Raw genomic sequence first — 26,058 nt, 5'->3', positions numbered from 1 at the left:
TATCGGGCGGTGGCGTTGTTTTTAAGGTTAACGTCGCCCTTCGCGGAGCCATGCTGCGAGGATCAGGGCGCTGCCCAGCAACAGGACGAGCCACGCGGGCAAGATAGGCATCTGCCGCACGTCACGTGTTTCATAGGCGTTGCGAGGGGTCAGCCCGATCCATCCACGTCCGGCTGCGGGGCGCCCGACACGTATGTCGCGGATGCGGGGCAGGCCGTCCTCGATCCGCGCGACACCACCGCGCAGGGGCGCAAGTACGGGGGCGAGGGTTTCGTCGCTGGCAATCGTTTCCACAAACTCCCGCGGGGCGGCGGGGCCCAAACCGATCACCGCGCTTTGGTCGCCATTTTCCAGCCGGTAAAGGCCAATCTCGGGGCCTTCGTAAACCCCTTCGAAGACACCCGGCGTGGCTGGCGAAAGCGTGATCTCTGCCGTGCTGCCATCGGGGTTGGTCAGGGTGACAGGCGGGATGTCGTCCCCCAGCGTGCGACGGGTGATGCGCATGGTCTGGCCTTCGGCTGTGGCGGTCAGGGCCTCTTCCTCAAGCTCGGGTTCTTTCATCATCCAGTGGGCCAGCCGTCGCAACAGCTCTAGCTGCGGGCCGCCACCTTCATAGCCACGGTTCCACAGCCACGCATGATCAGACGCCATGAGCGCAACGCGCCCTTCTTCCACACGGTTCAGAATCAGCAGCGGTCGGTCATCTTCGCCGGTCATCACCACATGGCCCAAGGGATCGGCCACATCGATCTGCCGCAGCCAGCGTCCCCATGTTTCCTGTTCGGGCAAGCCGCTGGTCACCGGATGGCGGTGCCCCAGCTCGGACACCAGCGGGCGGTAGGGCTGTTCGATCACCCGCGCGGTCGGCGTGGCGGGCAAGACCTCTCCGAGGGGGGAGCGGTAGATGCTGTCGGCGCTCGCGAAATCCGCCCCGGCAGCGACCAGCACAGCACCCCCGCCGCGCACATAATTGGCGACGTTTTCAAGATAGAGCGACGGCAGGATGCCGCGGCGTTTGTAGCGGTCAAAGATGATCAGATCGAAATCCTCGATCTTTTCCATGAACAACTCGCGGGTGGGAAAGGCGATCAGCGAAAGTTCGTCTACCGGCACGCCATCCTGTTTTTCCGGCGGGCGCAGGATCGTGAAATGCACCAGATCGACAGAGCTGTCTGATTTCAGCAAATTGCGCCACGTACGCCCGCCCTGATGCGGCTCCCCGCTGACAAGAAGCACCCGCAGACGGTCGCGCACCCCGTTGATCTGGATCAGCGCGGCATTGTTGCGGTCGGTCAGCTCTCCTTCGGCCTCGGGCAGCGAGAACCGGATCACATTGCGCCCGCCGTGGGGCAGGGTCACGGGCAGTTCCAGATCTTGCCCTACGGGCACGCGGAAGGTCTGCGGCGGCTCCCCATCGACCGAGATTTCAAGCGGGGCCAGCGCGTCTTTTTGCGGGGCGGCCCCAAGGTCGTCGATGCGCAGGGTCAGGGTCACGGGTTCGCCGATGATGGCAAAGGCAGGGGCGTTGCGGACGGACAGGCGGCGATCCCAATCGCTTTGCTTTCCGGTCATCAACAGATGCATCGGTGCCGGCAGATCGACTGGCAGGTCGGCGTCGTGAATGCGCCCGTCGCTGAGCGCAAGGATGCCTGCGATCCGGGCGCGCGGCTCTTCGGCAAGCACCTCTGACAGGGCGGTCATCAGCTGCGTGCCGCTATCACCCTCCCCATCGGGCACGGTCACGCGGCGCAGTTCCGTATTCTCGCGCGCGGTGATCTGTGCTGCCAACGTCTCTGCGGCGGCGGCGGTTTGTGCGGGCCGGTCTGCGAGGGATTGGCTGGCGCTTTCGTCTTCCAGCATCACGACGATATCGGTGAGCGGCGCGCGGTCTTCCTGCTGCACGGAGGGGCCAGAAAGCGCCGCCAGAACGACGAGCATCGCCGCCCCCCGCAGCGCCCAGCCTTGCAACCCACGCAGCACCGCCAAGGCAACGGCCGCCAGCGCCAGTGCGGCAACGCCCCATAACATCGGTAGCGGGATCAGCGGGTCGAAGATGATGGTCGATGTCATTGGCCCAACCTGTCCAGCAGCGCAGGAACATGCACCTGATCGGATTTATAGTTGCCGGTCAGCACATGCATGACCAGATTGACGCCGAAGCGGTAGGCCAGCTCGCGCTGACGTTCCCCGGCGAAACCGCGCCCGATGGGCACCATCGGCGTGCCGTTCGAGGACACGGCCCAGGCCGCGGCCCAGTCATTGCCACCGATGACAACCGGGCTCACCCCGTCATTCAGATTGCGGAACGGCATCCCCTCTACCTGTTCGGCGTCGGGGGGCGATGCCTCTACCCACAGATCGCGCCCGCTGTGTCGTCCGGGGAAGTCCTGCAGCAGATAGAACGTGCGGGTCAGCACGTGATCCGCTGGCAAGGGTTCAAGCGGAGGGATGTCCAGCGGCGCGGCGAGGTCTTGTAGCTTGCGCCCATTGGGGCTGGCGGCCCCGAAGCCCGCGATATTCGCATCACGTGTGTCGAACAGGATCATCCCGCCGGAGCGCAGATAGTCGTTCAGCTTGCGATAGGCCGTATCCGAAGGGCGGGGCTGATCGGGGGTGATGGGCCAGTAAAGCATAGGGAAGAAGGCAAGCTCATCCCGCTCCAGATCCACACCGATGGGGTTGGCAGGTTCGACCGAGGTGCGGAAATAAAGCGTATCCGACAACCCGCGCAATCCGGCATCCGACATCTCGTCAACCGACGCGTTGCCGGTGATCACATAGGCCAGCGTCATCTCCGCCGTGGCGTTCAGGGCAAAGCTGTCGTCCGCCTGCGCATCGGCCTGCGTCGGTGCATAAATCAGCGCCGCAAGGATCAGCCCTGCGGCATTGCTGTGCCTGAGCAGCCGCCCCGACAAGGAAAGCGACGCGATGACATCAGCGAGCAGCAGCAGGATCGACAGGGATAACAGCCAACCGGCAAGCGGCTGTTCATCGGCCACATCAAGCCCACGTACTGGCACATCCGCTGGCCATGCCGCGGGGGTCAGGGTGGTATCTGCAACCACCACATTGCGCGCAATGCGCCGATCGCCAGAGGCATAGACCCCCGGTTGCAGGTCTGGGCCCGCAGGCGCGGCCATCAGATCAGCCCCGTCCACACCGGGCAGCGTACCCGCGTCAGACAGTGTGCCAAACCCGTCCATCACGCGCAGGGGCGTCCACGTCGTGCCCTGCAGGTCCGAGGCCTCGATACCGGCGGAAGATGAAGAAATCGCTAACCGTTCCATCATCTGCACAAACAGCCCCGACAGCGGCAGCGTCGACCACTCGGCCGTGGCTGTCACGTGAAACAATACGATCTGCCCCTGTCCTACTTGCTTGCGGGTGACCAGCGGGGTGCCATCGCTCAGCGACGCGATCACACGCTCTGCCAGTGTCGGATCGGGCTGCGCGACGACCTGGGCCGAGACGGTCACATCCTGCGGTATCTCCAGACCGTAAAAAGGAGAGGATTCGCGGAAGCTGTCCAGCGTTTTCGGGGCGCCCCAGCTCATTGCGCCGCCGACACTGCGGCCACCGGCCCGCAGGCGCACAGGCATCAGAGGGTCTTCGGTATCTCGGCTGATGTCGCTGGCAGCGATGCGTGGACCGGCGAAACGCACCAACATGCCACCAGCTTCGATCCAGTCGATCAAGGGGGCCTGCTCTGCCTCCGATAGGGTCGCGATATCGGCCAGTACGATCACATCGGGGTTTGCGGGCAGCACATCGCCAATCCCCCCCTCAATCAGATCGGCGGCGGGGGCCAATGCCTGTTCGATGTAGTGTAGGGGGGACAGCAGCTCCAGCCCCTCGCGGTTTTCGCGCCCGGCGATCAGCCCAACCTCGCGCCGCCGCAACGCATCATCGACCAGCGTCGTCGCCCCGGCGGAGCGTTGGCCCGCGATGTCGAAACGCGTGATCCGCGCGCGCAGCTCTGCGGGCAGGGACAGGGCCGCGCTGGCCTGCGTTGATCCTACGTCGAATGTGGCCGGAACGCTGGCGAGGACGCGCATATTCCCTGCCGGATCACGGCCCTGTGCAGTGATGGTCACCGACCGCTCGGCACCAGCGAGGGCGCGCTTGGCGGTCAGGGTAATCGCCCCGTCCTCATAGGTCGCGGGGGCCAGTGCCAGTACGTCTGCACCAGTCTGATAGACCTCGACGCTGCCCTTGCCCTGAAGCGCATCAAGCATCGCGTCGCGCCCCGCATAGGCAAGCCCGTCGCTGAACCACAGGGTATCGAAACCGCCGAGCGTGTCCGCGATCTCTATCGTGCGGTCAATGTCGGCGGGGGCGGGCTGCCAGGGGGCGGGATCAAACCCGGCGAGACGGCTGCGCCATGCGTCAGCGGATTGAAAGGCGGGTGCTTCTGGTCGGGTGAGGGTCAGAAAGCCGACCGTGCGTCCAGCGCGTGCCGCACGGGTCAACTGCGCCTCTAGCGCTTCGGTTTGCTGTGGCCAACGCGTGGCTCCTGCCCAAGACCCGTCGAGCACAATCAGCAGCGGGCCGGTGCCTTGGGTCTGTTCCTCTTGCGGGTTCAGGATCGGTCCGGCCAGCCCGATGATCAACGCGGCCACCGCCAACATGCGCAGCAGCAGCAACCACCACGGCGTGCGGTCCGACACGCTTTCATCATCGCTCAACCCAAGCAGCAGCGCCACGCCGGGAAAGCGGCGTCGGATCGGTGCAGGCGGCACCGCGCGCAGGATCAGCCACAGGATCGGCAGCGCCAGAAGCGCCAGCAGGATCCACGGCGCGGTAAAGCCGATGCCCCCAAGAACGGTCATGCTGTCCCCCCGCTGCGCGTATCCAGCGCCGCATAGAGCCATAAAAGCGCCGATTGTGCGGTGCTGTCGGTGTGGTGCAGCCCGTATTGCCAGCCAGTCAGGGCACAAAGCTGCCGCAGCTCTGCCTTGCGCGCGGCGAGCCGTTCCAGATAGCGGTCTTTCAGGTCGTTCGCTTTCAAGGTCTCGTGGCGCAGCGTGCCGCCGACGCTTTCAAAGATGGTGCGACCGGTGAAGGGGAAGGCCTCCTCCGAGGGGTCCAGCACATGATACAGCACGCCGCGCACCCCGCGGTCCGCCGCTTTGGTCAGCGCTGTGGTCACCCCCGCAAGATCCCCCATGAAGTCAGAGATGAACACAGCCCGTGCATGGGGGATCATGGCGCGATGTTCCGGCGGGGCGTAGTCGGCGGCGTCGTCCTGACACAGGGCTTCGGCAAGGCGCAGGATCTGCGGCCTGCCGGATCGCGGGGGCAGGGCGCTGCCGGTCAGCCCGACCCGTTCACCGCCCCGTTGCAGCAGGATCGCCAGCGCCAACCCGATCAGCCGCGCGCGGTCGCCCTTCTGTTCCAATGCAGGCGTCGAGGCAAAGCGCATGGACGCCCCCTGATCGACCCAAAGCATGACCGACTGCGCGATCTGCCATTCACGTTCGCGCACGAACTCATGGTCCCCCATGGCCGAACGCCGGTGGTCGATGCTGCGACGGCTATCCCCGGCCTGTGCCGGACGGTATTGCCAGAAATCATCCCCCACCCCTGCGCGTCGACGCCCATGGGCACCCAGCAAGACTGCACCGGCCAGATGCTCTGCACGGGCCAGCAGCGCGGGCAAACGGGCGGATTGCTCCTCTGATCGGATGCGAAGGGTGTCGGGGCTGTTCACGCCGCGGCCTTTTTCCCGATCAGGCTGGCAGCGGTTGTGTCAATCAGCGCGGATAGGCTGTCGCCACGAGCGCGCGCCGCGAAGTTCAGCGCCATACGGTGCAGCAACACAGGACGGGCCATATCGATGACATCCTCCGCCGACGGTGCCAGACGCCCCTGCAACAAAGCGCGCGCCCGCACCGTCAGCATCAACGCTTGCGCGGCGCGTGGGCCGGGGCCCCACGCCACGGTATCGCGCACTTGCGGGCTGGCATCAGGCCCGTCAGGGCGGAAGGCGCGGACCAGATCAAGGATCAGCCCGACCACCGATTCACCCACCGGCATCTGCCGCAGCAGCGTTTGCGCGGCCAGTAGCTCTGCCGTGGTAAAGACGGGTGCGGCCTGCGCATCGGTATCCCCTGTGGTGGCCAGCAGAATATCCCGCTCTGTCTCCCGGTCGGGGTAGGCCACATCGATCTGCACCAAAAAGCGGTCAAGCTGGGCCTCGGGCAGCGGGTAGGTGCCTTCTTGCTCAATGGGGTTCTGGGTGGCGAGCACGTGAAACGGATGCCCCAAGGCGCGGTCCTGTCCGGCGACGGTCACGGTCTTTTCCTGCATCGCCTGCAGCAAAGCCGACTGGGTGCGCGGCGAGGCGCGGTTGATCTCGTCCGCCATCAGCAACTGGCAAAAGATCGGCCCCTCGACAAAGCGGAACGCGCGGGTGCCATCGGCGGCGGTGTCCAGCACCTCTGACCCCAGAATATCGGCAGGCATCAAATCGGGCGTGAACTGGACCCGATTGCCATCCAGCCCCATTACCGTGCTCAGCGTTTCGACCAGCCGCGTCTTGCCCAGACCCGGCAAACCGATCAGCAGCCCGTGGCCACCGCACAGCAGGGCCGTCAGCGTCAGGTCAACGACCCGTTGCTGCCCGATGAAACGCCGGTTGATCGAGGCCTTCGCCTCGGCCAGCTTTTCGCCAAGCGTCTCGATTTCTGCTACCATATCGCGGGCTTGGGTCATGACTTTTGCGTCCTCGGGGTTATATCAGTTAGATGTAAGTGTATCGTGTGAACAGGAAATGGCAAAAGCAATGAGTGGACAAAAAACCGTGACCCCGACAGCAGAAAGCCTTGCCGCCTCTGTTTCCGCCGCCAAAACACGCGGATTGCCGCCGGTTGAAAAGTGGAACCCCCCGTTTTGCGGCGATCTGGACATGGAGATCAAACGCGACGGCACTTGGTTCTATCAAGGCACCCCCATCGGACGCATCGGGCTGGTAAAGCTGTTCGCATCGATTCTGATCCGCGAAGAAGATGATTATTTCCTTGTGACACCGGTTGAAAAAGTCGGCATCAAGGTCGAGGACGCCCCCTTTGTCGCCATCGATTTCGAGGCCGAAGGCAGTGGCACCGACCAGAGGCTGACCTTCCAGACAAACCTGGAAGACATCGCCGTCGCCGGCCCCGATCTGCCGATCCGAGTTGAGCGCGACCCCGAAGATGGCGAGCCCGCGCCCTACGTCCGTATCCGCCGCAACCTGGAGGCGCTGATCGACCGCAAAAGCTTTTACCGGTTGGTCGAGCTTGGCGTGCATCACGACGGCTGGTTCGGCGTATGGTCGGGCGGCAGCTTCTTTGGTATTATCCCCTCGGACGAACTGCCCGATTGATACTGCCTGCCACAGCGCGACGATAGCGGCCCGAACCGGATGATCCTTCATGAAGCCAGCCGCGAACCTTACTCTGCTGTGGCCCGAGCTGCCCTATCTTGACCGTTTTGCCGTCGCCGCGAAGGCAGGATTTACCGCGGTAGAGGTGCTTTTCCCCTATGATCTGGCGGCCAAAGAGACGCTGCGCGCCTGTGTCGCCAACGGCTTGCAGCTGATCCTGATCAACGCCCCGCCGCCCAATTACACCGGCGGCGCACAGGGCTTTGCCGCGGTGCCCGAACTGGCGGCCCGTTTCCGCGTCGATATCCAGCGGTCGTTTCGATATGCCACCGCGCTCAAGGTCCGCTATCTGCATGTCATGGCGGGCAATGGGCAAGGCGCGCTGGCGCGGCAAACCTTCATCGACAATCTGATCTGGGCGGCTGATATCGCGCCCAAGGGGCTTACCCTGACGGTTGAACCGCTGAACCCCGTCGCGATGCCGGGGTATTTCATGAACGACTACGCGCTTGCCGCCGATGTGCTGCGTGCTGTGAACCGGCCGAACGTCCGGCTGCAATATGACAGCTACCACGCCCAGATGATCCACGGCGACGCGGTGGCGGTGTTCGATCAATACAAAGACCTGATCGTACATGTGCAGCTTGGCGACGCGCCCGATCGTAGCGCGCCCGGTACGGGTACAGTCGATTTCCCCGCGCTCTTCGCCGCCCTGCGCCGCGCGGGGTATTGCGGCTGGGTCAGCGGCGAATATATCCCCGGCCCACGGACCGAGGACAGCCTGGGCTGGATGACACTCAGCTAGCCGCAGGGGGGGCACTTCAGAGACGCTTAATGCGCCTCTGCCCAACTCGCCCCGACGCCTGCATCCACGTCGAGCTTCACATCCAGTTTGACCACCGGATCGGCTGCATTCTCCATCACCTTGCGTGCGGCGTCGATCAGATCGTCCTCGGCCCCTTTCTCCACCTCGAACAGCAATTCATCGTGGACCTGCAGCAACATGGTGGCGGGCAGATCCTTGATCGCGTCGGGCATGCGGATCATAGCGCGGCGGATCACATCGGCGGCGGTGCCCTGAATTGGCGCGTTGATGGCCGCCCGTTGGGCAAAACCGGCGCGGGGGCCCTTGGCGCTGATCTCGGGCGTGTGGATCTTGCGCCCGAAGAGCGTCTGCACAAAGCCATGCTCTTTGGCGAAAGCCTTGGTGTCATTCATATAGGTACGGATGCCGGGGAAACGTTCGAAATAGCGGTCGATGAACCCCTGTGCTTCGGCGCGCGGGATACGCAGGTTGCGCGCCAGACCGAAGCCCGAGATGCCATAGATCACGCCAAAGTTGATCGCCTTGGCCTGACGACGCACGTCCGACGTCATCTCGTCCAGCGGCACGCCGAACATTTCCGAAGCGGTCAGCGCGTGAATGTCGATCCCGTCCTGAAACGCCTGCTTAAGCTCGGGGATATTGGCGATATGCGCCAGTATCCGCAGCTCGATCTGGGAATAGTCAAGCGCGACCAGCGCCTTGCCCGGCTCTGCGACAAATGCCTCGCGGATGCGCCGCCCTTCTTCGGACCGGATCGGGATGTTTTGCAGGTTCGGATCGGTCGAGGCCAGCCGCCCGGTCGACGCCCCCGCGATGGAATAGGACGTATGCACACGGCCCGTGTCGGGGTTGATGTGGTCCTGCAGCGCGTCGGTATAGGTCGATTTCAGCTTGGACAGCTGCCGCCAGTCCAGCACCCGCGCAGGTAAGTCATGCTCTGTCGCGAGGTCCTCAAGCACATCGGCACCGGTGGCATAGGCCCCCGTCTTGCCTTTCTTGCCGCCTTCCAGCCCCATCTCGTCGAACAGGATTTCCCCCAACTGCTTGGGCGAGCCGACGTTGAATTTACGCCCGGCGAGCTCATAGATCTCGTCCTCAAGCCCCGCCATCTTCTGGGCAAAGGCGTTCGACATCCGGCTCAGCGTATCGCGGTCCACCTTCACGCCAGAGCGTTCCATTGCCGCCAAAACAGGCACAAGCGGGCGTTCAAGCGTTTCATAAACCTTCGTCACCCCGACGCGGTGAAGTTGGGGTTTGAACAATTGCCACAGACGCAGAGTGATATCCGCATCCTCGGCGGCATATTTCACCGCATCGGCGAGCGGCACCTTATCAAAGGTGATGGCCGATTTGCCTGTCCCCAGCAGCGGCTTGATCGGGATCGGTGTGTGCGACAGATAGCGTTCAGACAGCGTGTCCATGCCGTGGCCGTGCAGCCCGGCGTGCATCGCGTAAGACAGCAGCATCGTGTCGTCGATGGGCGCGACGTTGATCCCCAGCTGAGCGAAAATCTTGCTGTCGTATTTCATGTTCTGCCCGATCTTGAGGATGGAGGGGTCCTCCAGCATCGGAGTCAGCAGGCGCAGCGCCTCTTCGGTAGGGATCTGCCCCTCGGCCAGATCATCACTCCCGAACAGATCATCGCTGCCGCGCGCCTTGTGGATGAGCGGGATGTAGCAGGCCTTGCCCGGTTCGACACAGAGTGAAACCCCGACAAGCTGCGCGACCATATCGTCCAGCCCGGTGGTCTCTGTATCGACGGCGACATAGCCGAATTCGTAGATACGGTCGATCCAGGCCTGCAGCGCGGCTGTGTCACTGACGTGTTCATATAGCTCTGCGTCAAAGGGCACATCCGCCGCGGCCGGGGCATCGGCGGCGACCGGTGCCTCAGCGATGGTGGGGGCCTCTTTCCCCAGCACCTCGGCCACACGTTTGGACAGGGTGCGAAACTCCATCTCGGCCAGAAAGCCCAGCAGTTGATCTGCATCAGGGTCGCGCACCTCAAGATCGTCAAGGGTGAAGTCCAGCGGCGTGTTCTCGTCCAGCTTGACCAGATCACGGGACAGGCGGATCTGGTCGGCATGGTCGATCAGGGTCTGACGCCGCTTGGGCTGCTTGATCTCGCCCGCGCGCTCCAGCAGCGCATCGAGATCGCCGTATTCGTTGATCAGCAAAGCGGCCGTCTTGATTCCGATCCCGGGTGCCCCGGGGACGTTATCGACAAAGTCGCCCGCCAGCGCCTGCACATCCACCACACGATCGGGATAGACGCCGAATTTCTCGAACACACCGTCGCGGTCGATGCTCTTGTTTTTCATCGCATCCAGCATTTCGACGCCGCCGCCGACCAGCTGCATCAGATCCTTGTCCGAACTGATGATAGTGCAGCGGCCACCTGCGGCGCGTGCCTGTACGGCGAGCGTGGCAATGATGTCGTCCGCCTCGAAACCTTCCTTTTCCTTGCAAGCGATATTGAAGGCTTCGGTGGCGGTACGGGTCAGCGGGATCTGCGGGCGCAGGTCTTCGGGCATGGCCTCGCGGTTGGCCTTGTATTTGTCATACATGTCATTGCGGAAGGTATGGCTGCCCTTGTCAAAGATCACGGCCACATGGGTCGGTGCATCCGGGCCTGTGTTGCCTTCGACATAGCGGTGCAACATGTTGCAAAAACCCGCCACCGCACCAATCGGCAGCCCGTCCGACTTGCGCGTCAGCGGTGGCAGCGCGTGATAGGCGCGGAAAATAAACGCCGACCCGTCGATCAGATGCAGATGGTGACCTTTGCCAAATGTGCCGGACATGTCGGTGCTCCTATTTCAGACAAGCTTTCTTGTGCCACGAAGCCGGCAAACTCTCCAGCGGCCAATTGCCCGCGACCGGCTTCATTTTGCCAAATAAACTCCCCGCGGAGCGTCCCTGCCTAGCGGGGCTCGCTTTGGTAAAGGCGCCAGGACAGGCTCACTGACAAGGGGAGCGGCGTCCAGCGTCCGAAGCGCAGCCCCGCCGCGCGGAGTTGGTCGCCGATCCAGACGTTGCAGGTGCGCAGGATGCTAAAGCGTCCCTTGGCGGCAAAGAATCCATCGGTGGCGGTATACCCATCCACATCCACACGTTGAGGCAGCCCGTCAGGGCCGGGGTCAAGCGCCGACCAGACATGCGCGACCAGCCTGCGGTACGCGCCTTCGGTCATCGTCACGGTCCGGCGTTTGGCGGTCGGGACGATGGGGCCAATGACATCAATCCGCAGCACCGCGTCATCGCCGATAATCCCGCGCCAGACATTGCCGGGTTTCAATTCGCGATAGGTGGGGGTTTCCGTATAAAACTTGCGCGCCCCCCATCCGATGACAAGCCACCGCGCATCGGGATGCGATAGCGGCAGACCCCGCGTCTCGAGCGCGGCAAACCGCGGGCCCGAAATATCATCAATCGGGATCAGCAGATCATAGTGGATGGGTCCGTGGACCAGCAGCACCTCGCGCGTCGGCACCGCGCGCGGTTGATCAGAGGCAGGAGCGGCCCAGAGGGCACCGATCACTGCGGCAAGCACAAAGCACGCGGGCAAAAGCGCAAGCGCGCCCAGCCATCGTAACGCTTTGGTCAGACCTTGCCCTCAAACTCGGCGTGGATGAACTTGCAGTCGCAGTACCCACATTCGACCCAGCCCTTGTCTTGCGGGATTTGCAGCCAGACGCGCGGGTGCCCCAAGGCGCCTTCGCTGCCGTCACAGGCGACGCGCCAGGTGTTCACAATGCGGGTTTCCGGTGCTTGGGATGTCATGCTGTCGTCCTTGGCTTTGATGCGCCCATCTTATGACCAAACCGCGCAGGCAGGGCAAGGGTGCGCCGTGTGATTTGGCCGCCCTCTGCTTACAAGTTTGTAAACTGCGTTGAATTAGGTTCACCATCGGCCACAGAGCCGCTAAAAGACGGAAAACCACTGTAAACCTGCGGAGCGGTCTCAGGATGAACACCCCAAAACCTGTCGTATTGTGCATTCTGGATGGGTGGGGCCTCCGCGATGACCCTCAGGGCAACGCGCCCCTACTGGCAAAGACCCCGCATGTCGACCGGATCATGCAAAGCTGCCCTTCGGCGACGCTGACCACTTTCGGGCCTGATGTGGGACTGCCACAGGGGCAGATGGGCAACTCAGAAGGTGGGGCATACCAATATCGGGGCTGGTCGTGTCGTTGCGATGGATCTGGGACAGATCGATCTGGCGATCGAGGAAGGCGCGTTTGCCACCCATCAACCGTTGCTGGACTTTGCAGAGACGCTGAAACAGACCCGCGGCACGGCGCATGTGATGGGGCTTGTTTCTGATGGCGGGGTGCATGGGCACCTGACGCATATGATTGCCGCGGTGCGGGCGCTGCGGGCGCAGGGTATTCCGGTGGTGATCCATGCGCTGACCGACGGGCGCGATGTCGCGCCGCGCTCGGCCTTGGGCTATTTCGAGACGCTGCAAGCCGCCTTGCCCGACGGGGCGCGTATCGCGACCGTCTCGGGGCGTTATTACGCGATGGACCGTGACAACCGCTGGGACCGCGTTGCCAAAGCCTATGAGGCGATCGTGCAGGGCAAGGGCAGTGCCGCCCCAACCGCCCGCGATGCGGTGAATGATGCCTATGGTCTTGACGAAAAAGATGAATTTATCACGCCCACGGTGCTGGAGGGCTACACTGGCGTACAGGACGGCGATGGGATCTTCTGCCTGAATTTCCGCGCCGATCGCGCGCGCGAAATCATGTCGGCGCTTGCGGATCCGGAGTTTGACGCCTTTGACACAGGTGCGCGGCCTGCGTGGTCTGCGGTGATGGGCATGGCGGAATATTCCGACGCGCATGGAGCGTTCATGACCACCATGTACCCCAAGCCCGAGATCGTGAACACGCTTGGCGCATGGGTCGCACAGCACGGCCTTCGTCAGTTCCGCTTGGCCGAGACAGAGAAATACCCGCATGTGACGTTCTTTCTGAACGGGGGCGAGGAAACACCCACAACGGGCGAGGACCGCTATATGCCCAAGTCGCCAAATGTGGCGACCTATGATTTGCAGCCAGAGATGTCTTGTGCGGAAGTCACCGACCGTTTCGTGCAAGCGATTAAGGACCGATACGACCTGATTGTCGTGAATTACGCGAACCCCGATATGGTGGGGCATACCGGTGATCTTGATGCCGCCATCGCGGCCTGCGAGGCAGTGGATACCGGCCTTGGGCGCGTGCATGAGGCGCTTGAGGAGGTCGGCGGCGCGATGATCGTCACCGCGGACCACGGTAATTGCGAAACGATGATTGACCCCGAAACCGGCGGTGCGCATACGGCGCATACGCTCAACCCCGTGCCCGTGGCGGTTGTCGGCGGGCCCGATGGGGCCAGCCTGCGCAGCGGTCGTCTGGCCGATCTGGCGCCGACAGTGTTGCAGTTGATGGGGCTGGATCAACCGGCCGAGATGACGGGAAAGTCGCTGCTCGAATGATCCGCCTTTGCGCCCTTGCCCTGATGTTCTGGCCCGTCGGCGTGTTTGCGCAGACCGAGGCGGCAGAACAGGCGCGTCGCGCGATGGCCGACCTTGAAGCGGCCTCTGCCCAGTTGGACGCGGCAGATGGGGCGCGGGACCGCGTGCAGGCGCTGACCCAGACGATTCAGGCGTTTGAAACCGGCCTTGGGGCCATGCGCGAGGGGCTGCGTCAGGCAGCCATCAACGAGGCGCAGCTGAGCAAGAAGCTACAAGCCCGCGATGGCGAGGTCGCGCAGTTGCTGGGCGTGTTGCAAAGCATCGGCGGCAACCCGTCGCCCACCTTGTTCCTGCATCCTGAAGGGCCTGTTGGCACGGCGCGCGCGGGTATGTTGCTGGCAGAGCTGACACCGGCCCTGAACACCCGCGCCGATGTCTTGCGGCAGGATCTTGAAGACGTGCAGACCCTGCGGGCGCTTCAAACCGATGCGGCACAGCGCTTGCAGGACGGGCTGACGGAAATCCAGCGCGCCCGGACAGAGCTTAATCAGGCGATGGCCAACCGGACTGATCTGCCCAAACGCTTCAACGAAGACCCGGTGCGCACCGCGATCCTGATCTCGACCTCCGAGACGCTATCGGGGTTCGCCAGCGGCCTCTCCGAGATGACCTCGGACCCGATTGCGGATGCGCCCGCCGATTTCGAAGGGCAGAAGGGCGACCTGACCTTGCCGGTGCAGGGCGTGATCCTGCGCCGCGCCAATGAAACCGATGCGGCGGGGGTGACGCGCCCCGGGATTATCCTCGCGACCCGCCCGCGTGCCATCGTGACATCGCCCACGGCGGCGACAATCCGCTACACCGGCCCGCTGCTGGACCTTGGAAACGTGGTCATTCTTGAACCTCGGGCCGGGGCGTTGTTTGTATTGGCAGGGCTGGATGTGGTTTATGGCGAGGCAGGGCAGGTGATCGGGGCAGAGACGCCGATTGGCCTTATGGGCGGCCCGGCCGGCGTAAATCAACAGGCGCTGTCACCAAATGGTGATGGGGCTGGCGTGGAGCGTTCAGAAACGCTCTATATAGAAGTAAGAGAGAACAATGTTCCGCAGGACCCGTCAGACTGGTTCCGAACTGATAAGGATGGATAAACGATGAAGAAGTTCGTGATGGCTGCCGTGGGCGGTACGCTGGCAGGGGTAATTGCCACGACGCAGATTGCGGGCCCCTTGCTGGCACAGGAAACTGAAAAGAACAGCAACGTTTATGAACAGCTTGATCTGTTCGGCGACATCTTTGAACGCATCCGCGCGCAATACGTCGAAGAGGTCGACACCGAAGAGCTGGTAGAGGCCGCGATCAACGGTATGCTTACCTCGCTTGATCCACACTCCAGCTACCTGTCGCCGAAAGACGCGCTGAAGATGCGCGACCAGACCCGTGGTGAATTCGGCGGTCTCGGCATCGAGGTGACGCAGGAAGAGGGTTTCGTCAAAGTCGTTTCCCCTATTGATGGTACGCCTGCCTCTGAAGCGGGTATCGAAGCGGGCGATTTCATCACCCATGTGGACGGCGAAAGCCTGCTGGGGCTGACGTTGGATGACGCGGTCGAGCTGATGCGCGGGCCGGTGGGATCAGAGATCGAGATTACCGTGGTGCGAGAAGGCGAGACCGAACCCTTCGACGTCTCGCTGGTGCGCGATACCATCCAGCTGACCGCAGTGCGCGCCCGTACCGAAGGCGACGCGGTTGTGCTGCGGGTCACCACCTTTAACGAACAGACCTACCCCAAGCTGAAAGAGGGTCTGGAAGAGCAGGTCGAGGCCGCCGGCGGCATCGAGAATGTCAGCGGCTTTGTCGTGGATCTGCGCAACAACCCCGGTGGTCTGCTGAATCAGGCTATCGCCGTGTCGGATGCTTTCCTTGAAGAAGGCGAGATCGTCAGCACCCGTGGCCGTGATGCCGCGGATGGCGACCGCACCAACGCCACCCCCGGCGATCTGGCCGAAGGCAAGCCGATTGTGGTGTTGATCAACGGCGGCTCTGCCTCGGCTTCCGAGATCGTTGCCGGTGCCCTGCAAGACCACCGTCGCGCGATTGTCGTCGGGACCAAAAGCTTCGGCAAAGGGTCGGTGCAGACGATCATGCCGCTGCGCGGTGAAGGGGCGATGCGCCTGACCACAGCGCGGTACTACACGCCGTCGGGCCGCTCCATTCAGGCACTTGGCGTGTCCCCCGACATCATCGTCGCCCAGCCACCGGCACAGCCTGCAGACACCGAGGAAGAGGATGCAACAGCACGCCCCCTGCGGTCCGAAGCAGACCTGCGCGGCAGCCTGAACAACGACAGCCTGACCGACGATCAGGTCGACCAGATCATGGAAGACCGCGCCAAGGCCGAAAAAGCTGCGTCCTTGCGGGAAGAGGATTACCAGCTGGCCTATGCCATCGACATCCTCAAGGGTTTGTCCGCATTGGGCCCGAAGAAGTAAGCGCGACGATCACGCGTTCGCATTAAAGACCGGTCCGCAGATAGGCGGGCCGGTCTTTTTTGTTGGGCCAAGGGCGGGTGTTCAGCCCAGATAGACCTTGCCTTCGGGGTAGCGCACGCGGGGCACCGATTGCGTCGCCAGAAAGAACCCGATGGTCAGCGGGCCGACGCGGCCCAGAAACATCATTAGCATGATCATCGCGCGGCCCGTGCTATCAAGCTCTGCCGTGGCACCGCGCGACAGGCCGACGGTGCCAAAGGCCGATGTTGCCTCGAACGCGAGGTCGATGAACTCTCCGTCATGTTTGATCGACATGATGAAGATGCCCGTCAGGACCAGAAGGATGCTGATCGTGGTCAGCGCCATCACCTTGAACACTTCATCCGGCCCCATCGACCGACCAAAAGCATGCAGGCTGGTGCTGCGACGGAAGAAGGCCACGGTGGCGAGGATCAGCACGATGAGCGTGGTCACCTTGATGCCGCCTGCCGTCGACGTGCTGCCGCCGCCGACCAGCATCAGCGTCATGGTCATCAAGGCAGTACTCTCGTGGACCTCGGCGTAATCAAGCGTATTAAAGCCCGCTGTCCGTGGGGTGACGGCCTGAAACCAACTGGCCCAAAGCTTGCTGCCAAGGCTGCCGAACTGGCCCAAGGTCGCGGGGTTGCGCCATTCAAGTGCTGCAAACAGCGCCCAGGCCAGCAGGATCAACACCACCGTGCCGGTGAGCATCAGCTTGCTGTGCAGGCTGAGCCGTCGCCAGCTGCGTTTTTCCCATATATCGGCCAGCACGATGAACCCGATGCCGCCGATGATGAACAGGGCGGGGATCACGACGTTGATAATCGGATCGCTGACCCAGTTACTTAGGCTGTCGGGGAACAGCGCGAACCCCGCATTGTTGAATGCAGAAATGCTTAGGAACACCGAATGCCAAAGCCCCTGCGCCAGACCGAATTCGGGCACGAAGACAAAGGCCATCAAGGCAGCGCCGATAAGCTCTGCCAGAATGGCGATCTTCAGGATCGCCATCACCAGCGAGGTCAGATTGTAGATGCTGGGCTGGTTCAGGTCCTCGCGCAGGATAATCCGCTGCGGCATCCCCAAAGGGATACCAAGCGCGGAGAGCACCAGAACGGCAAAGGTCATCAACCCCAAGCCGCCCATCTGGATCAGAAGTGCGATGACCGCCTGCCCGAAACCGGTAAAAGCGGTGCCAGTGTCGATCACCGCCAGCCCCGTCACCGTAACAGCAGAGGTAGAGGTGAACAGCGCGTCCGACAGGCTGATCCCCGCAGTATTCGCCAGTGGAGTCCACAGGATCAATCCGCCCAGAACCACCATCGTCAGATAGATCAACACAAGCACGGCGGGCGGGGGCAGAAGCCGCCACGCGCTTTTATGTGACCTTGAAAAGAGTTTCAAAGGCTTGCCGCAAAGCTGCGCAGGTCGGTGCGCTGCCCGAGCAGGATCAACAGATCGTCCCGTTGCAACGTGCAGTCCAACCCGTCGCGCCCGATATATTCGGTGCCCCGCATCACGCCCAGACAGCGCAGGTCGAACTTCTTGCCGTATGACAACGTCTCGAGCGATTTGCCCTCAAGCGCTTCGGGGATGCGGAAGTTGACCACGTGGTACCCGTTCCCAAGGCTGACATAGTCGCGCACCAAGGGGTTGTGGATCACCTGGGCGATATGCTGGCCGACTTCGACTTCGGGGTGGATCACGCGGTCGACACCCAGTTTCGACAGGATGCGGTGATGCGTTTTTGTCTTGGCCTTTGCCCAGATCGTCTCGACGCCCAGCAGTTTCAGGTTGATGGCCGACAGGATGCTCGATTCAAGATCGCTGCCCATGGCGACCAGCGCCATCGAACAGTCGCCCAACCCGGCCTCGCGCAGGGCGGCATCATCGCGGGCGTCCACGATAACGGCTTGGCTCAGCTTTTCGACATGGTTGCTGACGCGCTGGTCGTTCAGGTCCACGCCGATCACGTAGTTGCCAAAACGCTGCAGCTCGGTTGCGACCGTAGAGCCAAAGTTGCCAAGGCCGATCACGCCGATAGTCCGTCTTTTCACTGCCATCACGAGGGTCCTTCTGAAGGGCTCAGTCTTGCCAAGGGATACATCGCGCTACAGGGGCAAGCAAGCAAGCGCCGTCAGGTCGTTTCGACGCAGTGCCGCCGGAACGCACGTTTCAGCATATCAAGCTCGGCGCGCAGCAAATCCACCTCGGCGCGCAAATCGGGGCCGGCGACCTCGTCCCCGATCAGGGTGATGCTGGCCAACGTCGTGCCAGACGCGCGGTCGACCACCAGCAATGTATGCAGCCCATCGGCGATTGCGGCTGCGGGCACAGGGATGCTGAGCACCCAGTGATCCGATGACGCGTCATGTTCCAACTGCACCCCCGCGACATCGGCATCGGCGTGGGTGACCGCAAGATCGGGTTTGGTATCGTCCGCGCCGGTCACGATCCCTTGCCAGGTGCCGTCGCGCATCTGGGTTTTGGTGAGGGTCAGGTTGCTCATGCGGGGCTCCTACAACTGGGCGCGGGGGCGGCGCGAAAAGGTCAGGTCACGCAGCATGATCTGGTTCATTTCGGGCCCTTCAAAAATCAGGTCGATCCAGGCTTTCTCGACGCGTTTTTCGTTCAGGTTGGAATAGGCGAGGTCGAATTCTGCCGTGACCTCGGATTTGTTCAGCGGCAGTTCCTGCACCATTTGTTCAGTGTTAGGTCCGTGGCGGATGTTCAGGCGGACAAAAATCTCGATCGGTTTTTCCATCTCGATCACGGCGTCCACGCGCAGGACATGGGTGCGCTTCATCCCGTCAACGCAATCATCCTGCAGGTTCAGCACCAGGGACAGGAAAGACCCGTCGAAACGGTAGACCTCAAGCCGAAGCCCATAGGGCGCCAGATGGTTTTCTTCGAGGTTGCGGATTTGCCGGATGCCGAGTTCGGACAGGGTGCAGTCGTGGAAAATCGTGACCTCATCGCCCATGGTCGCCTTGGATTGCACCGACGACAGCCCCGATTTGGTCAAGGGCGCGCGCCAAAGCTGCGGGCGCCAGGACCAATCGGTGTTATGGGGCCGAGAGAACTTGTTAGAGCCGATGCGGGGCAGGGCAAGCCGGTCTTCGGCGGTGTAGATCAACTTGTCCAGATGTCGACGCAAGGCGCGTGCTTGGCCTGCTTGTTTGCGCAGCACGGACAGTTCTGTCTGGGGGGCACGGTCGGCTTTGGCGGACCAGCGGCGGGTAAACCGCGCGATCAAGGCGCTGTCGATCAGCTTTTTCCCGAGTTTGCGCATGTGCCTGTTGCCCCGATTACGAATGGGTTGTTGGTCGTACCCTACCGCCTGTGGCGTGGGGGCACAAATGAAATGGGCCAAGGGGCCGGCGCGTTAGTTGCGTTGCGCGACGGTGGTTTTTGCAGGGGCACTGGCGTCGATGCTGCGGGTGATCAACTGTGTCAGTACCCTTCGGCCAGAGGGGCTGACGATCTCGCCGCGTTCGGGGCCGTAGACAGCGATACCGGCGGTTTGCGTGCCCATCCGTGCGACGCCGCGCCATTGGTTGGGGGAAAGCCCACCGACAGGAATACGCCCCTGCGCGCGGAAGGTGACGCTTTGGTCGCCTTTCTCCACATCGCTCACATTCTGGAGCGAGGTTTCAGCCGCGATCTGCTGGGCGCTTGGCAGGGAGCCGGGTTTAGACTGGGTCAGGCTGACCGTGATCAACCCACGCGGTGCTGCCCCCGCAGAGGCAGGGGCCCCTAATCCGTCACAGCGTGCAATCACGGCAAAGCGCGCCTCGAGGCTGGTTTGGTCGATGCAGAAACCATCGGGGGCGACCAGTTCGACCCCTCCGGCCATTTTCGCGCGTGACAACGGCGGCTTGGCGGCACCCGAGGACGCGCCAAGCCCCTGACCGCCCTCGCAGGCGGTCAGAAGCATCACGCCAAAGGCGGCAAGCGGACCTTTACAGGTCCATATAGTCATGTGTTTCCGCCTTCGCGCCGGGATGCGTCACCGCACCAAGATAGGTTGGACCCACAAGCTGCGCGTATTTCCACAGTGCACCGCTTTGATAGTTGGTTTTGCGGGCACCGGGCCAAGCCGCTTTGCGCTCTGCCATTTCCTCGTCCGAGATATCGACAGAGATCGAACCGGTGATCGCGTTCAGCGTGATCATGTCGCCCTGTTTGAGCAAGGCAATCGGTCCGCCATGCGCGGCTTCGGGGCCGACGTGACCAACGCAGAAACCCCGTGTCGCGCCGGAGAAACGGCCGTCGGTGATCAGTGCCACCTTTTTGCCCATGCCTTGACCGGACAGTGCTGCCGTGGTCGCCAGCATTTCGCGCATGCCGGGGCCACCAGCGGGGCCTTCGTTGCGGATCACGAACACGTCGCCTTCGCTGTAGGCCCGGTTTTGCACGGCTTCGAACGCGTCTTGTTCACATTCAAAGATCAGCGCCGGACCGGTAAAGACGATGTCTTCTTCGGACATGCCAGCGATTTTCACGATGGCCCCTTCGGGCGCGAGGTTGCCCTTCAGACCAACGACGCCGCCGGTCTTGCTGATCGGTGTTTCGATCGCGTGGATCACCTTGCCGTCGGCTTCGCGTTCGATCTTGTCGAGCTCTTCACCGATGGACAGGCCCGATGCGGTCAGGCAGTCATCATGCAGCAGGCCAGCCTTGCGCAATTCTTTCATCACAACAGGCACGCCGCCCGCGTCATACAGGTCTTTTGCCACATGCGACCCGCCGGGTTTCATGTCGACGAAATAGGGGGTGTCGCGGAAGATGTCGCATACATCGCTAAGGTTAAAGTCGATACCCGCCTCGGCGGCCATAGCGGGCAGGTGCAGACCGGCATTGGTCGATCCGCCGGTGCAAGCCACGATGCGCGCCGCGTTCTCGAACGCTTCGCGGGTGCAGATGTCGCGCGCGCGGATGTTCTTTTCGATCAGGTTCATGACGGCTTCACCCGAGGCCGCCGCATAGGCGTCGCGGGATTCATAGGGCGCAGGCATGCCAGAGGAGTTCAGCAGCGCCAGACCGATTGCCTCGGACACGCAGGCCATGGTGTTGGCGGTGAACTGGCCCCCGCAGGCACCGGCTGTCGGGCAAGCGACGCGTTCCAATACTTCAAGCGCGGCTTGCGACATGCTGCCGTTCTGGTAGTTACCCACGGCTTCGAAAACGTCTTGCACAGTCAGGTCGCGGCTGGCGAAATCGGCAGGCACATCGGCCCCTTCCGGGACTTTGCCCGGCAGGATCGACCCACCGTAGAGGAACACGGACGGCACGTTCAGCCGCAGCATCGCCATCATCATGCCCGGCAGCGATTTGTCACAGCCCGCAAGACCGACAATCGCATCGTAGCAGTGACCGCGCATTGTCAGCTCTACCGTGTCGGCAATCGCTTCGCGCGACGCCAGAGAAGAGCGCATGCCCTCGTGGCCCATGGCGATCCCGTCGGTGACGGTGATGGTGGTGAATTCGCGTGGCGTGCCTTGCTGCGCCTTGACGCCGACCTTGACCGCCTGGGCCTGACGGTTCAGCGCGATGTTACAGGGGGCCGCTTCGTTCCAGCAGGTTGCCACACCCACCAGAGGCTGGTGAATCTCTTCTTCGGTCATGCCCATTGCGTAGTAATAGGACCGGTGCGGTGCGCGCTCTGGCCCCTCGGTCACGTGCCGGCTTGGCAGTCTGGATTTATCAAAGCGGGTGTTGGTGGACATGTGGCAGGCCTCCCTGAGTGGACGTTTACACCGGAATAGCCACCCAGCCCTGTCGCTGCAAGGCTCAAGCCACCAGTTGAACAGCGCGGGCTGTGGGCTTAGGTGTTAAATAATCCTTGGCTCTGTGCCGCCCCTAGCGAAAGCGACCCTGCATGGAGCATTCGATTTTTTCCTTTATTTGGAAATACTCCCGTCGTGACCAACTGGTTTTGCTTGTCCTCACGCTGATTACCTTCCCGATCCTCTACATCACCCTCGAACTACCCAAACGCATCATCAACGATGCCATTGGGGCAGAGACCGATGTGATCGACGTTTTCGGGATGTCGTTCAGTCAGGTGCAGTTCCTGATGGTGCTGTGTTTTGCCTATCTTTTCTCGGTGCTGATCCACGGTCTGATGAAGATGCGTCTGAACACGATGAAGGGGGTGCTGGCAGAGCGGCTACTGCGTCGTTTCCGCTATCAGTTGATCGCGCGGATGATGCGTTTTCCGCGCAGCTATTTCGAAAACACCAGTCAGGGCGAGCTGGTGTCGATGGTCACCTCGGAGGCAGAGCCGATGGGCGGGTTGATGGGCGATGCGGTCGCCCAGCCTGTGTTCCAAGCGGGGCAGATGCTGATCATCCTGCTGTTCCTGTTCCTGCAATCCCCGTGGTTCGGGTTGGCAGGCGTCGCGTTGATCCCGTTGCAGGCGTATCTCATCCCGATGCTGCAGCGGCAGATCAACCTGCTGAACAAACAGCGCATCAAGGAAGTGCGGCACCTGTCGTCTGAAATCGGCGAGACCGCCGCCGGTATCACCGATCTGCGCACCAACGGCGGCTGGCGCTACCGTCTGGCGCTGTTCACCGACCGGTTGGGCCAACTGTTCGAGGTCCGCTTCCAGATCTATCAGAAGAAATTCTTCATGAAGTTTCTCAACAACTTCATCACCCAGCTGACACCGTTCTTTTTCTATGCCGTGGGGGGATATCTTGCGATCAAGGGGCAGATCACGGTGGGCGCGCTGGTCGCGGCCTTGGCCGCCTACAAGGATTTGTCGAGCCCGTGGAAGGAACTGCTGACCTATTACAATCAGACGCAGGACATGTCGCTGCGGTGGGATGTGGTCATTGAACGTTTCGCCCCGCGGGGCGAGATCGACGCGCGCCTGTTCGAAGGCGAGCCCGATGAAGTCCCGCATCTGCGCGGCCCTATTGTGCTGGAACATGTGTCTTTGCGCACGCCGGACGGGAACACGATCCTGGATGATCTGAACCTCGAAATACCCAAAGGCGCGCGCGTCGCGCTTGAGATGCCCAACCAATCCGAACGCAACGCTCTGGCAGAGCTTTTGGTGCGCGAGGCCGTGCCGAGCCGCGGGCGGATCACGATGGCGGGGCATAATCTGGCAGAGCTGCATCAGGCGGTGCTTGCGGCGCGGATCGGCTATTCCGATGCGCACCCCTATCTGTTTCAGGGCACCGTCGGGGACAATCTGCTGATGCCCCTGCGGTCGAGCCCGAAAACCGTCCTCTGGGACCCTATGAAAACCGACCGCGCCGCGATCGAGACAAAGCGGTCAGGCAATAGTCTGGACAGCACCAAGGCGGATTGGCTGGACCCCGGGCTTGCCGATCTGAGCACCCGCGAGGACATCAACGACTGGTGGTATGAGCTGGCCAGCGCCGTTGGCACACAGGACATGATGTTCCGTCGCATGGCCGCTGACCGGATGGACCCGGAAAAACACCCCGAGCTTGCGGCCCGCGTGGTTGCCCTGCGCGACGAGGTGCACGAGCGGCTGAAAGAGCAAGGGCTGGACAAGGTGGTGCACCGCTTTGACCCAGATCGGTTCAACCCGGCGCTGCCGCTTGGGGGGAACCTGATGTTCGCCGCGCCCATCCGCAGCATCTCGCAGGCGGGTCTGGCGCTTGAACGCAGCTTTCTGGCGATGATCATCGAACAGGGTCTGGCCGAGCAGGGCATCGCGATTTCACAGACGCTGGTAGAAACGTTGCACCAGACCTTTGGACGTGATGGCACCGACCATCCGCTGTTCACCGCTCTCGGCATCGAGGAAGAACTGTACGAGCAACTGGTCGATATCGCGCTACGGCGTCGCGCCAAAGGGGATGAAGCGCTGAGCGAGGATGAATTCTCGTTGCTGCTTACCGTGCCCTTTGCCTTCACGGCCGAACAGATCGGCCCGGCTTTCCCTGCGACCTTCAAGGACGAGATCCTGAAAATCCGTAAGCAGCAGGGCGCCGAGATGCGCGAACGGGCGCGGGATATGTTCGTGCCGATCACACCCGACCAGTATCTGCCGCGTCTGACGATACTTGAAAACGTGTTGTATGGCCGGATTTCCGCCGTGGCGGGCCTTCAGGCGGATCTGGTTCTGGATGTGGTGTCGGACGTGTTCAAGAAACACGGGCTGCAACAGGATGTCGCGCTTAACGTCTTTGATCTGCCGGTCAGCATCGGCGGGTCAAATATCGCGATGATGTTCCAGGAACGCGCCGGATTCAGCCGCGCGGCGATGAAACGACCCGATATCCTGATCCTGAACCAGTCGCTTGCGGGGCATGACGCAGAAAGCCTGCAACGGTTGCGCGACAAGGTCAGCGAACTGCTGCCCGAAACGACCCAGATTTACATGGATAGCTCCTTTGTTAATCCTGACGATTTCGACATGTACATCAAGATCCGTGGCGGGCGCATTGACGGTCTGGCGCAGGTTGATATCCCCAGTCAGGACGACAGCATCTCGGACGATTTGCGACGCAAGCTGCGGATCATCGCGCGCAACGACTTGTTCGGCAACCTCGACCCGCGCAACCAGCGCCTGCTGGCCTTTGCGGCGCAGTGGTACACCGTCGCACAGGGCGAGATGGTCTTTGCTCAAGACCAACGGCCAGATGCGGTCTACCTCTGTCTGTCGGGCAAGGGAGAGCTGAGCTGGCGCGACCCCGAAGGGTTGGCGCATCACGTCTCGACCGTCGAAAAGGGGCGGTTGATCGGGGACCTTGCGGTCATCGTGAACGAGCCGCGGCAGATGGATTTTGTCGCCGTCGAAGACAGCCGTTTCCTTCGGATCGGTGCGGATCAATTCAAGTCGGTGGTTGAAAACGACCGTGTGATCCTGCTGAGCCTTCTACGCACGGTATCAAGCCATCTGACCAACGCCGCCGACTTGCTTCGTGCGGCACGGGTGGATATCCCGCGCGAAGACGAAGCCTTGCCCCCGCCCGTAGGAGATGACCCCGCGTGACCCGATACGCTGCCCACAAAGCCTTTGTCGCCCCTGCGATCCCCTCGGCGGCGCTGTGGCGGCTGATCTTGGGGTTTCTTGCGGCAACCGCGATCTACCTGCTGCTCAACAACCTGATGTTCACCACCCTGTTCAACCTGATGGGGCCGCGTGCGGACGGGTTTTATGACAGCTTGCTGTCAGGCAAGACGCCGATGGCGATGTTCCTGCTGCTTGGCAGCTTCGGGTTGATGATCGTCGGCGTGGCCGTGGTGACACGGGTGATCCACAAACGTCCCGTGCGTGGTCTGATCGGCCCGTCGGGGCTTGTGGTGCCGCAGTTCTGGGCCGTGCTGAAGATGCTGGTGCTGCTTGGTGCGGTGACCTATTTGCTGCCACCGTGGAACCTTGGCGCGCCCTATGTGCCCAACCTCGCGCTTGGCACATGGCTGATGCTGCTGCCGTTTTCGCTGCTCGGGGTGCTGGTACAGGTCAGCGCCGAAGAGATCGTCTTTCGCGGTTATGTCCAGCAGCAGCTGGCGGCACGGTTCAACTCTCCGCTGGTGTAGATGGTGTTGCCGGCCGTGATTTTCGCGCTTGGGCACTATCTTCCAGATCAAGCCGGCGAAAATGCGCTGGTCATAGCACTTTGGGCCGGTGTCTTCGGGATGTTGATGGCCGATCTGACCGCGCGGGCAGGGTCGCTGGGGCCGGCCATTGCAGTGCATTTTTGCAATAATGTCGCGGCGATCGTCATCACCTCTCTGCCCGATGACCTATCGGGTTTGGCGCTGTATTTGACCCCCTTCGGGATGGATGATGTCGACGCGTTGCGCGCGTGGTTGCCCGTCGATTTCGCGCTGATGCTGGTCAGCTGGCTTGCCGCGCGGTTGGCGATCCGCCGTTGATTGCAATTTACTGCGCGTCAGCT

18 protein-coding genes and 2 pseudogenes are annotated in these 26,058 nt (G+C 62.3%); 7 read left to right on the top strand and 13 right to left on the bottom strand.

Annotation, left to right across the window (positions count from 1 at the left end):
- Positions 1-27: 27 nt before the first annotated feature.
- Genes SJY36_RS14820 through SJY36_RS14805 form a run of 4 tightly spaced genes read right to left on the bottom strand, consistent with a single transcriptional unit; the run spans position 28 to position 6,714 of the window.
- Complete coding sequence (locus SJY36_RS14820) at positions 28-2,070, bottom strand: hypothetical protein (RefSeq protein WP_260004224.1); 2,043 nt, start codon at positions 2,068-2,070, stop codon at positions 28-30.
- The gene (locus tag SJY36_RS14815; RefSeq protein WP_386176149.1) at positions 2,067-4,829 is read right to left on the bottom strand and encodes a DUF4159 domain-containing protein; all 2,763 of its coding nucleotides are present in this window, start codon (positions 4,827-4,829) and stop codon (positions 2,067-2,069) included. Before SJY36_RS14815 ends, SJY36_RS14820 begins: the two co-directional genes overlap by 4 nt.
- Positions 4,826-5,710, bottom strand: a complete 885-nt coding sequence (locus SJY36_RS14810; RefSeq protein ID WP_386176147.1) for a DUF58 domain-containing protein — start codon at positions 5,708-5,710, stop codon at positions 4,826-4,828. Before SJY36_RS14810 ends, SJY36_RS14815 begins: the two co-directional genes overlap by 4 nt.
- On the bottom strand, positions 5,707-6,714 hold the full coding sequence (locus SJY36_RS14805) for an AAA family ATPase (protein ID WP_386176145.1): 1,008 nt from the start codon (positions 6,712-6,714) through the stop codon (positions 5,707-5,709). Before SJY36_RS14805 ends, SJY36_RS14810 begins: the two co-directional genes overlap by 4 nt.
- Before the next feature lie 70 nt (positions 6,715-6,784).
- Here SJY36_RS14805 and SJY36_RS14800 point away from each other — a divergent pair, with 70 nt between their 5' ends.
- Both SJY36_RS14800 and SJY36_RS14795 read left to right on the top strand, forming a co-directional pair.
- Complete coding sequence (locus SJY36_RS14800) at positions 6,785-7,363, top strand: DUF1285 domain-containing protein (RefSeq protein WP_005850487.1); 579 nt, start codon at positions 6,785-6,787, stop codon at positions 7,361-7,363.
- Between the two features lie 49 nt (positions 7,364-7,412).
- A complete protein-coding gene (locus SJY36_RS14795; protein WP_386176142.1) occupies positions 7,413-8,168 on the top strand; it encodes a hydroxypyruvate isomerase family protein in 756 nt (251 codons plus the stop codon).
- 26 nt (positions 8,169-8,194) lie between these two features.
- Here the strand turns inward: SJY36_RS14795 and polA are convergent, their stop codons facing one another.
- The 3 genes from polA to SJY36_RS14780 all read right to left on the bottom strand — a co-directional run bounded on the left by polA (position 8,195) and on the right by SJY36_RS14780 (position 11,972).
- Entirely contained in the window at positions 8,195-10,993 is a 2,799-nt protein-coding gene (gene polA, locus SJY36_RS14790; protein WP_386176140.1) for a DNA polymerase I, read from the bottom strand.
- Positions 10,994-11,112: 119 nt separating this feature from the next.
- Entirely contained in the window at positions 11,113-11,742 is a 630-nt protein-coding gene (locus SJY36_RS14785; RefSeq protein WP_386176138.1) for a TIGR02117 family protein, read from the bottom strand.
- A 50-nt stretch (positions 11,743-11,792) separates the two neighbouring features.
- On the bottom strand, positions 11,793-11,972 hold the full coding sequence (locus tag SJY36_RS14780; protein ID WP_005850479.1) for a zinc-finger domain-containing protein: 180 nt from the start codon (positions 11,970-11,972) through the stop codon (positions 11,793-11,795).
- 185 nt (positions 11,973-12,157) lie between these two features.
- Between SJY36_RS14780 and gpmI the strand changes: the two are divergent.
- The 3 genes and pseudogenes from gpmI to SJY36_RS14765 all read left to right on the top strand — a co-directional run bounded on the left by gpmI (position 12,158) and on the right by SJY36_RS14765 (position 16,144).
- Positions 12,158-13,676 (top strand): annotated as a pseudogene (gene gpmI, locus SJY36_RS14775) (2,3-bisphosphoglycerate-independent phosphoglycerate mutase).
- Positions 13,673-14,803: a murein hydrolase activator EnvC gene (locus SJY36_RS14770; protein WP_132997825.1), complete on the top strand. Its 1,131-nt coding sequence runs from the start codon at positions 13,673-13,675 to the stop codon at positions 14,801-14,803. The pseudogene gpmI and the gene SJY36_RS14770 overlap by 4 nt, the downstream one beginning before the upstream one ends.
- A gap of 3 nt (positions 14,804-14,806) precedes the next feature.
- On the top strand, positions 14,807-16,144 hold the full coding sequence (locus SJY36_RS14765) for a S41 family peptidase (protein ID WP_037942619.1): 1,338 nt from the start codon (positions 14,807-14,809) through the stop codon (positions 16,142-16,144).
- An 81-nt stretch (positions 16,145-16,225) separates the two neighbouring features.
- Here SJY36_RS14765 and SJY36_RS14760 read toward each other — a convergent pair whose 3' ends face one another.
- From SJY36_RS14760 to ilvD, 6 genes are all read right to left on the bottom strand, one after another.
- Positions 16,226-17,488: a TrkH family potassium uptake protein gene (locus SJY36_RS14760; protein WP_386176508.1), complete on the bottom strand. Its 1,263-nt coding sequence runs from the start codon at positions 17,486-17,488 to the stop codon at positions 16,226-16,228.
- Positions 17,489-17,565: 77 nt separating this feature from the next.
- Positions 17,566-18,228, bottom strand: coding sequence for a TrkA family potassium uptake protein (locus SJY36_RS14755; protein ID WP_005850470.1), 663 nt, complete (start codon positions 18,226-18,228; stop codon positions 17,566-17,568).
- Positions 18,229-18,302: 74 nt separating this feature from the next.
- Positions 18,303-18,674, bottom strand: coding sequence for a hypothetical protein (locus SJY36_RS14750; protein ID WP_386176135.1), 372 nt, complete (start codon positions 18,672-18,674; stop codon positions 18,303-18,305).
- 9 nt (positions 18,675-18,683) lie between these two features.
- The gene (locus SJY36_RS14745; protein ID WP_386176133.1) at positions 18,684-19,457 is read right to left on the bottom strand and encodes a DUF6478 family protein; all 774 of its coding nucleotides are present in this window, start codon (positions 19,455-19,457) and stop codon (positions 18,684-18,686) included.
- A gap of 93 nt (positions 19,458-19,550) precedes the next feature.
- Positions 19,551-20,147, bottom strand: coding sequence for a hypothetical protein (locus SJY36_RS14740; RefSeq protein ID WP_260004202.1), 597 nt, complete (start codon positions 20,145-20,147; stop codon positions 19,551-19,553).
- On the bottom strand, positions 20,128-21,894 hold the full coding sequence (ilvD, locus tag SJY36_RS14735; RefSeq protein ID WP_005850463.1) for a dihydroxy-acid dehydratase: 1,767 nt from the start codon (positions 21,892-21,894) through the stop codon (positions 20,128-20,130). Before ilvD ends, SJY36_RS14740 begins: the two co-directional genes overlap by 20 nt.
- 152 nt (positions 21,895-22,046) lie before the next feature.
- On the opposite strand from ilvD, the gene SJY36_RS14730 reads away from it, so the two are divergent.
- Both SJY36_RS14730 and SJY36_RS14725 read left to right on the top strand, forming a co-directional pair.
- Positions 22,047-25,148, top strand: coding sequence for an ABC transporter transmembrane domain-containing protein (locus SJY36_RS14730; protein WP_386176131.1), 3,102 nt, complete (start codon positions 22,047-22,049; stop codon positions 25,146-25,148).
- Positions 25,145-26,035: pseudogene (locus SJY36_RS14725) on the top strand (CPBP family intramembrane glutamic endopeptidase). Before SJY36_RS14730 ends, SJY36_RS14725 begins: the two are co-directional and overlap by 4 nt.
- Positions 26,036-26,058 lie beyond the last annotated feature (23 nt).

This window comes from Sulfitobacter sp. R86518 (assembly GCF_042466275.1).
Lineage (GTDB): Bacteria > Pseudomonadota > Alphaproteobacteria > Rhodobacterales > Rhodobacteraceae > Sulfitobacter > Sulfitobacter pontiacus.
This window is presented reverse-complemented; position numbering and strand designations above follow the sequence as displayed.

Coding starts and splice junctions, on each gene's coding strand:
- SJY36_RS14740 (WP_260004202.1), bottom strand. CDS start 20,147: ATGACTATATGGACCTGTAAAGGTCCGCTTGCCGCCTTTGGCGTGATG.
- SJY36_RS14800 (WP_005850487.1), top strand. CDS start 6,785: ATGAGTGGACAAAAAACCGTGACCCCGACAGCAGAAAGCCTTGCCGCC.
- SJY36_RS14770 (WP_132997825.1), top strand. CDS start 13,673: ATGATCCGCCTTTGCGCCCTTGCCCTGATGTTCTGGCCCGTCGGCGTG.
- polA (WP_386176140.1), bottom strand. CDS start 10,993: ATGTCCGGCACATTTGGCAAAGGTCACCATCTGCATCTGATCGACGGG.
- SJY36_RS14820 (WP_260004224.1), bottom strand. CDS start 2,070: ATGACATCGACCATCATCTTCGACCCGCTGATCCCGCTACCGATGTTA.
- SJY36_RS14755 (WP_005850470.1), bottom strand. CDS start 18,228: ATGGCAGTGAAAAGACGGACTATCGGCGTGATCGGCCTTGGCAACTTT.
- SJY36_RS14795 (WP_386176142.1), top strand. CDS start 7,413: ATGAAGCCAGCCGCGAACCTTACTCTGCTGTGGCCCGAGCTGCCCTAT.
- SJY36_RS14765 (WP_037942619.1), top strand. CDS start 14,807: ATGAAGAAGTTCGTGATGGCTGCCGTGGGCGGTACGCTGGCAGGGGTA.
- SJY36_RS14750 (WP_386176135.1), bottom strand. CDS start 18,674: ATGAGCAACCTGACCCTCACCAAAACCCAGATGCGCGACGGCACCTGG.
- SJY36_RS14745 (WP_386176133.1), bottom strand. CDS start 19,457: ATGCGCAAACTCGGGAAAAAGCTGATCGACAGCGCCTTGATCGCGCGG.
- SJY36_RS14730 (WP_386176131.1), top strand. CDS start 22,047: ATGGAGCATTCGATTTTTTCCTTTATTTGGAAATACTCCCGTCGTGAC.
- ilvD (WP_005850463.1), bottom strand. CDS start 21,894: ATGTCCACCAACACCCGCTTTGATAAATCCAGACTGCCAAGCCGGCAC.
- SJY36_RS14815 (WP_386176149.1), bottom strand. CDS start 4,829: ATGACCGTTCTTGGGGGCATCGGCTTTACCGCGCCGTGGATCCTGCTG.
- SJY36_RS14805 (WP_386176145.1), bottom strand. CDS start 6,714: ATGACCCAAGCCCGCGATATGGTAGCAGAAATCGAGACGCTTGGCGAA.
- SJY36_RS14760 (WP_386176508.1), bottom strand. CDS start 17,488: ATGGTGGTTCTGGGCGGATTGATCCTGTGGACTCCACTGGCGAATACT.
- SJY36_RS14780 (WP_005850479.1), bottom strand. CDS start 11,972: ATGACATCCCAAGCACCGGAAACCCGCATTGTGAACACCTGGCGCGTC.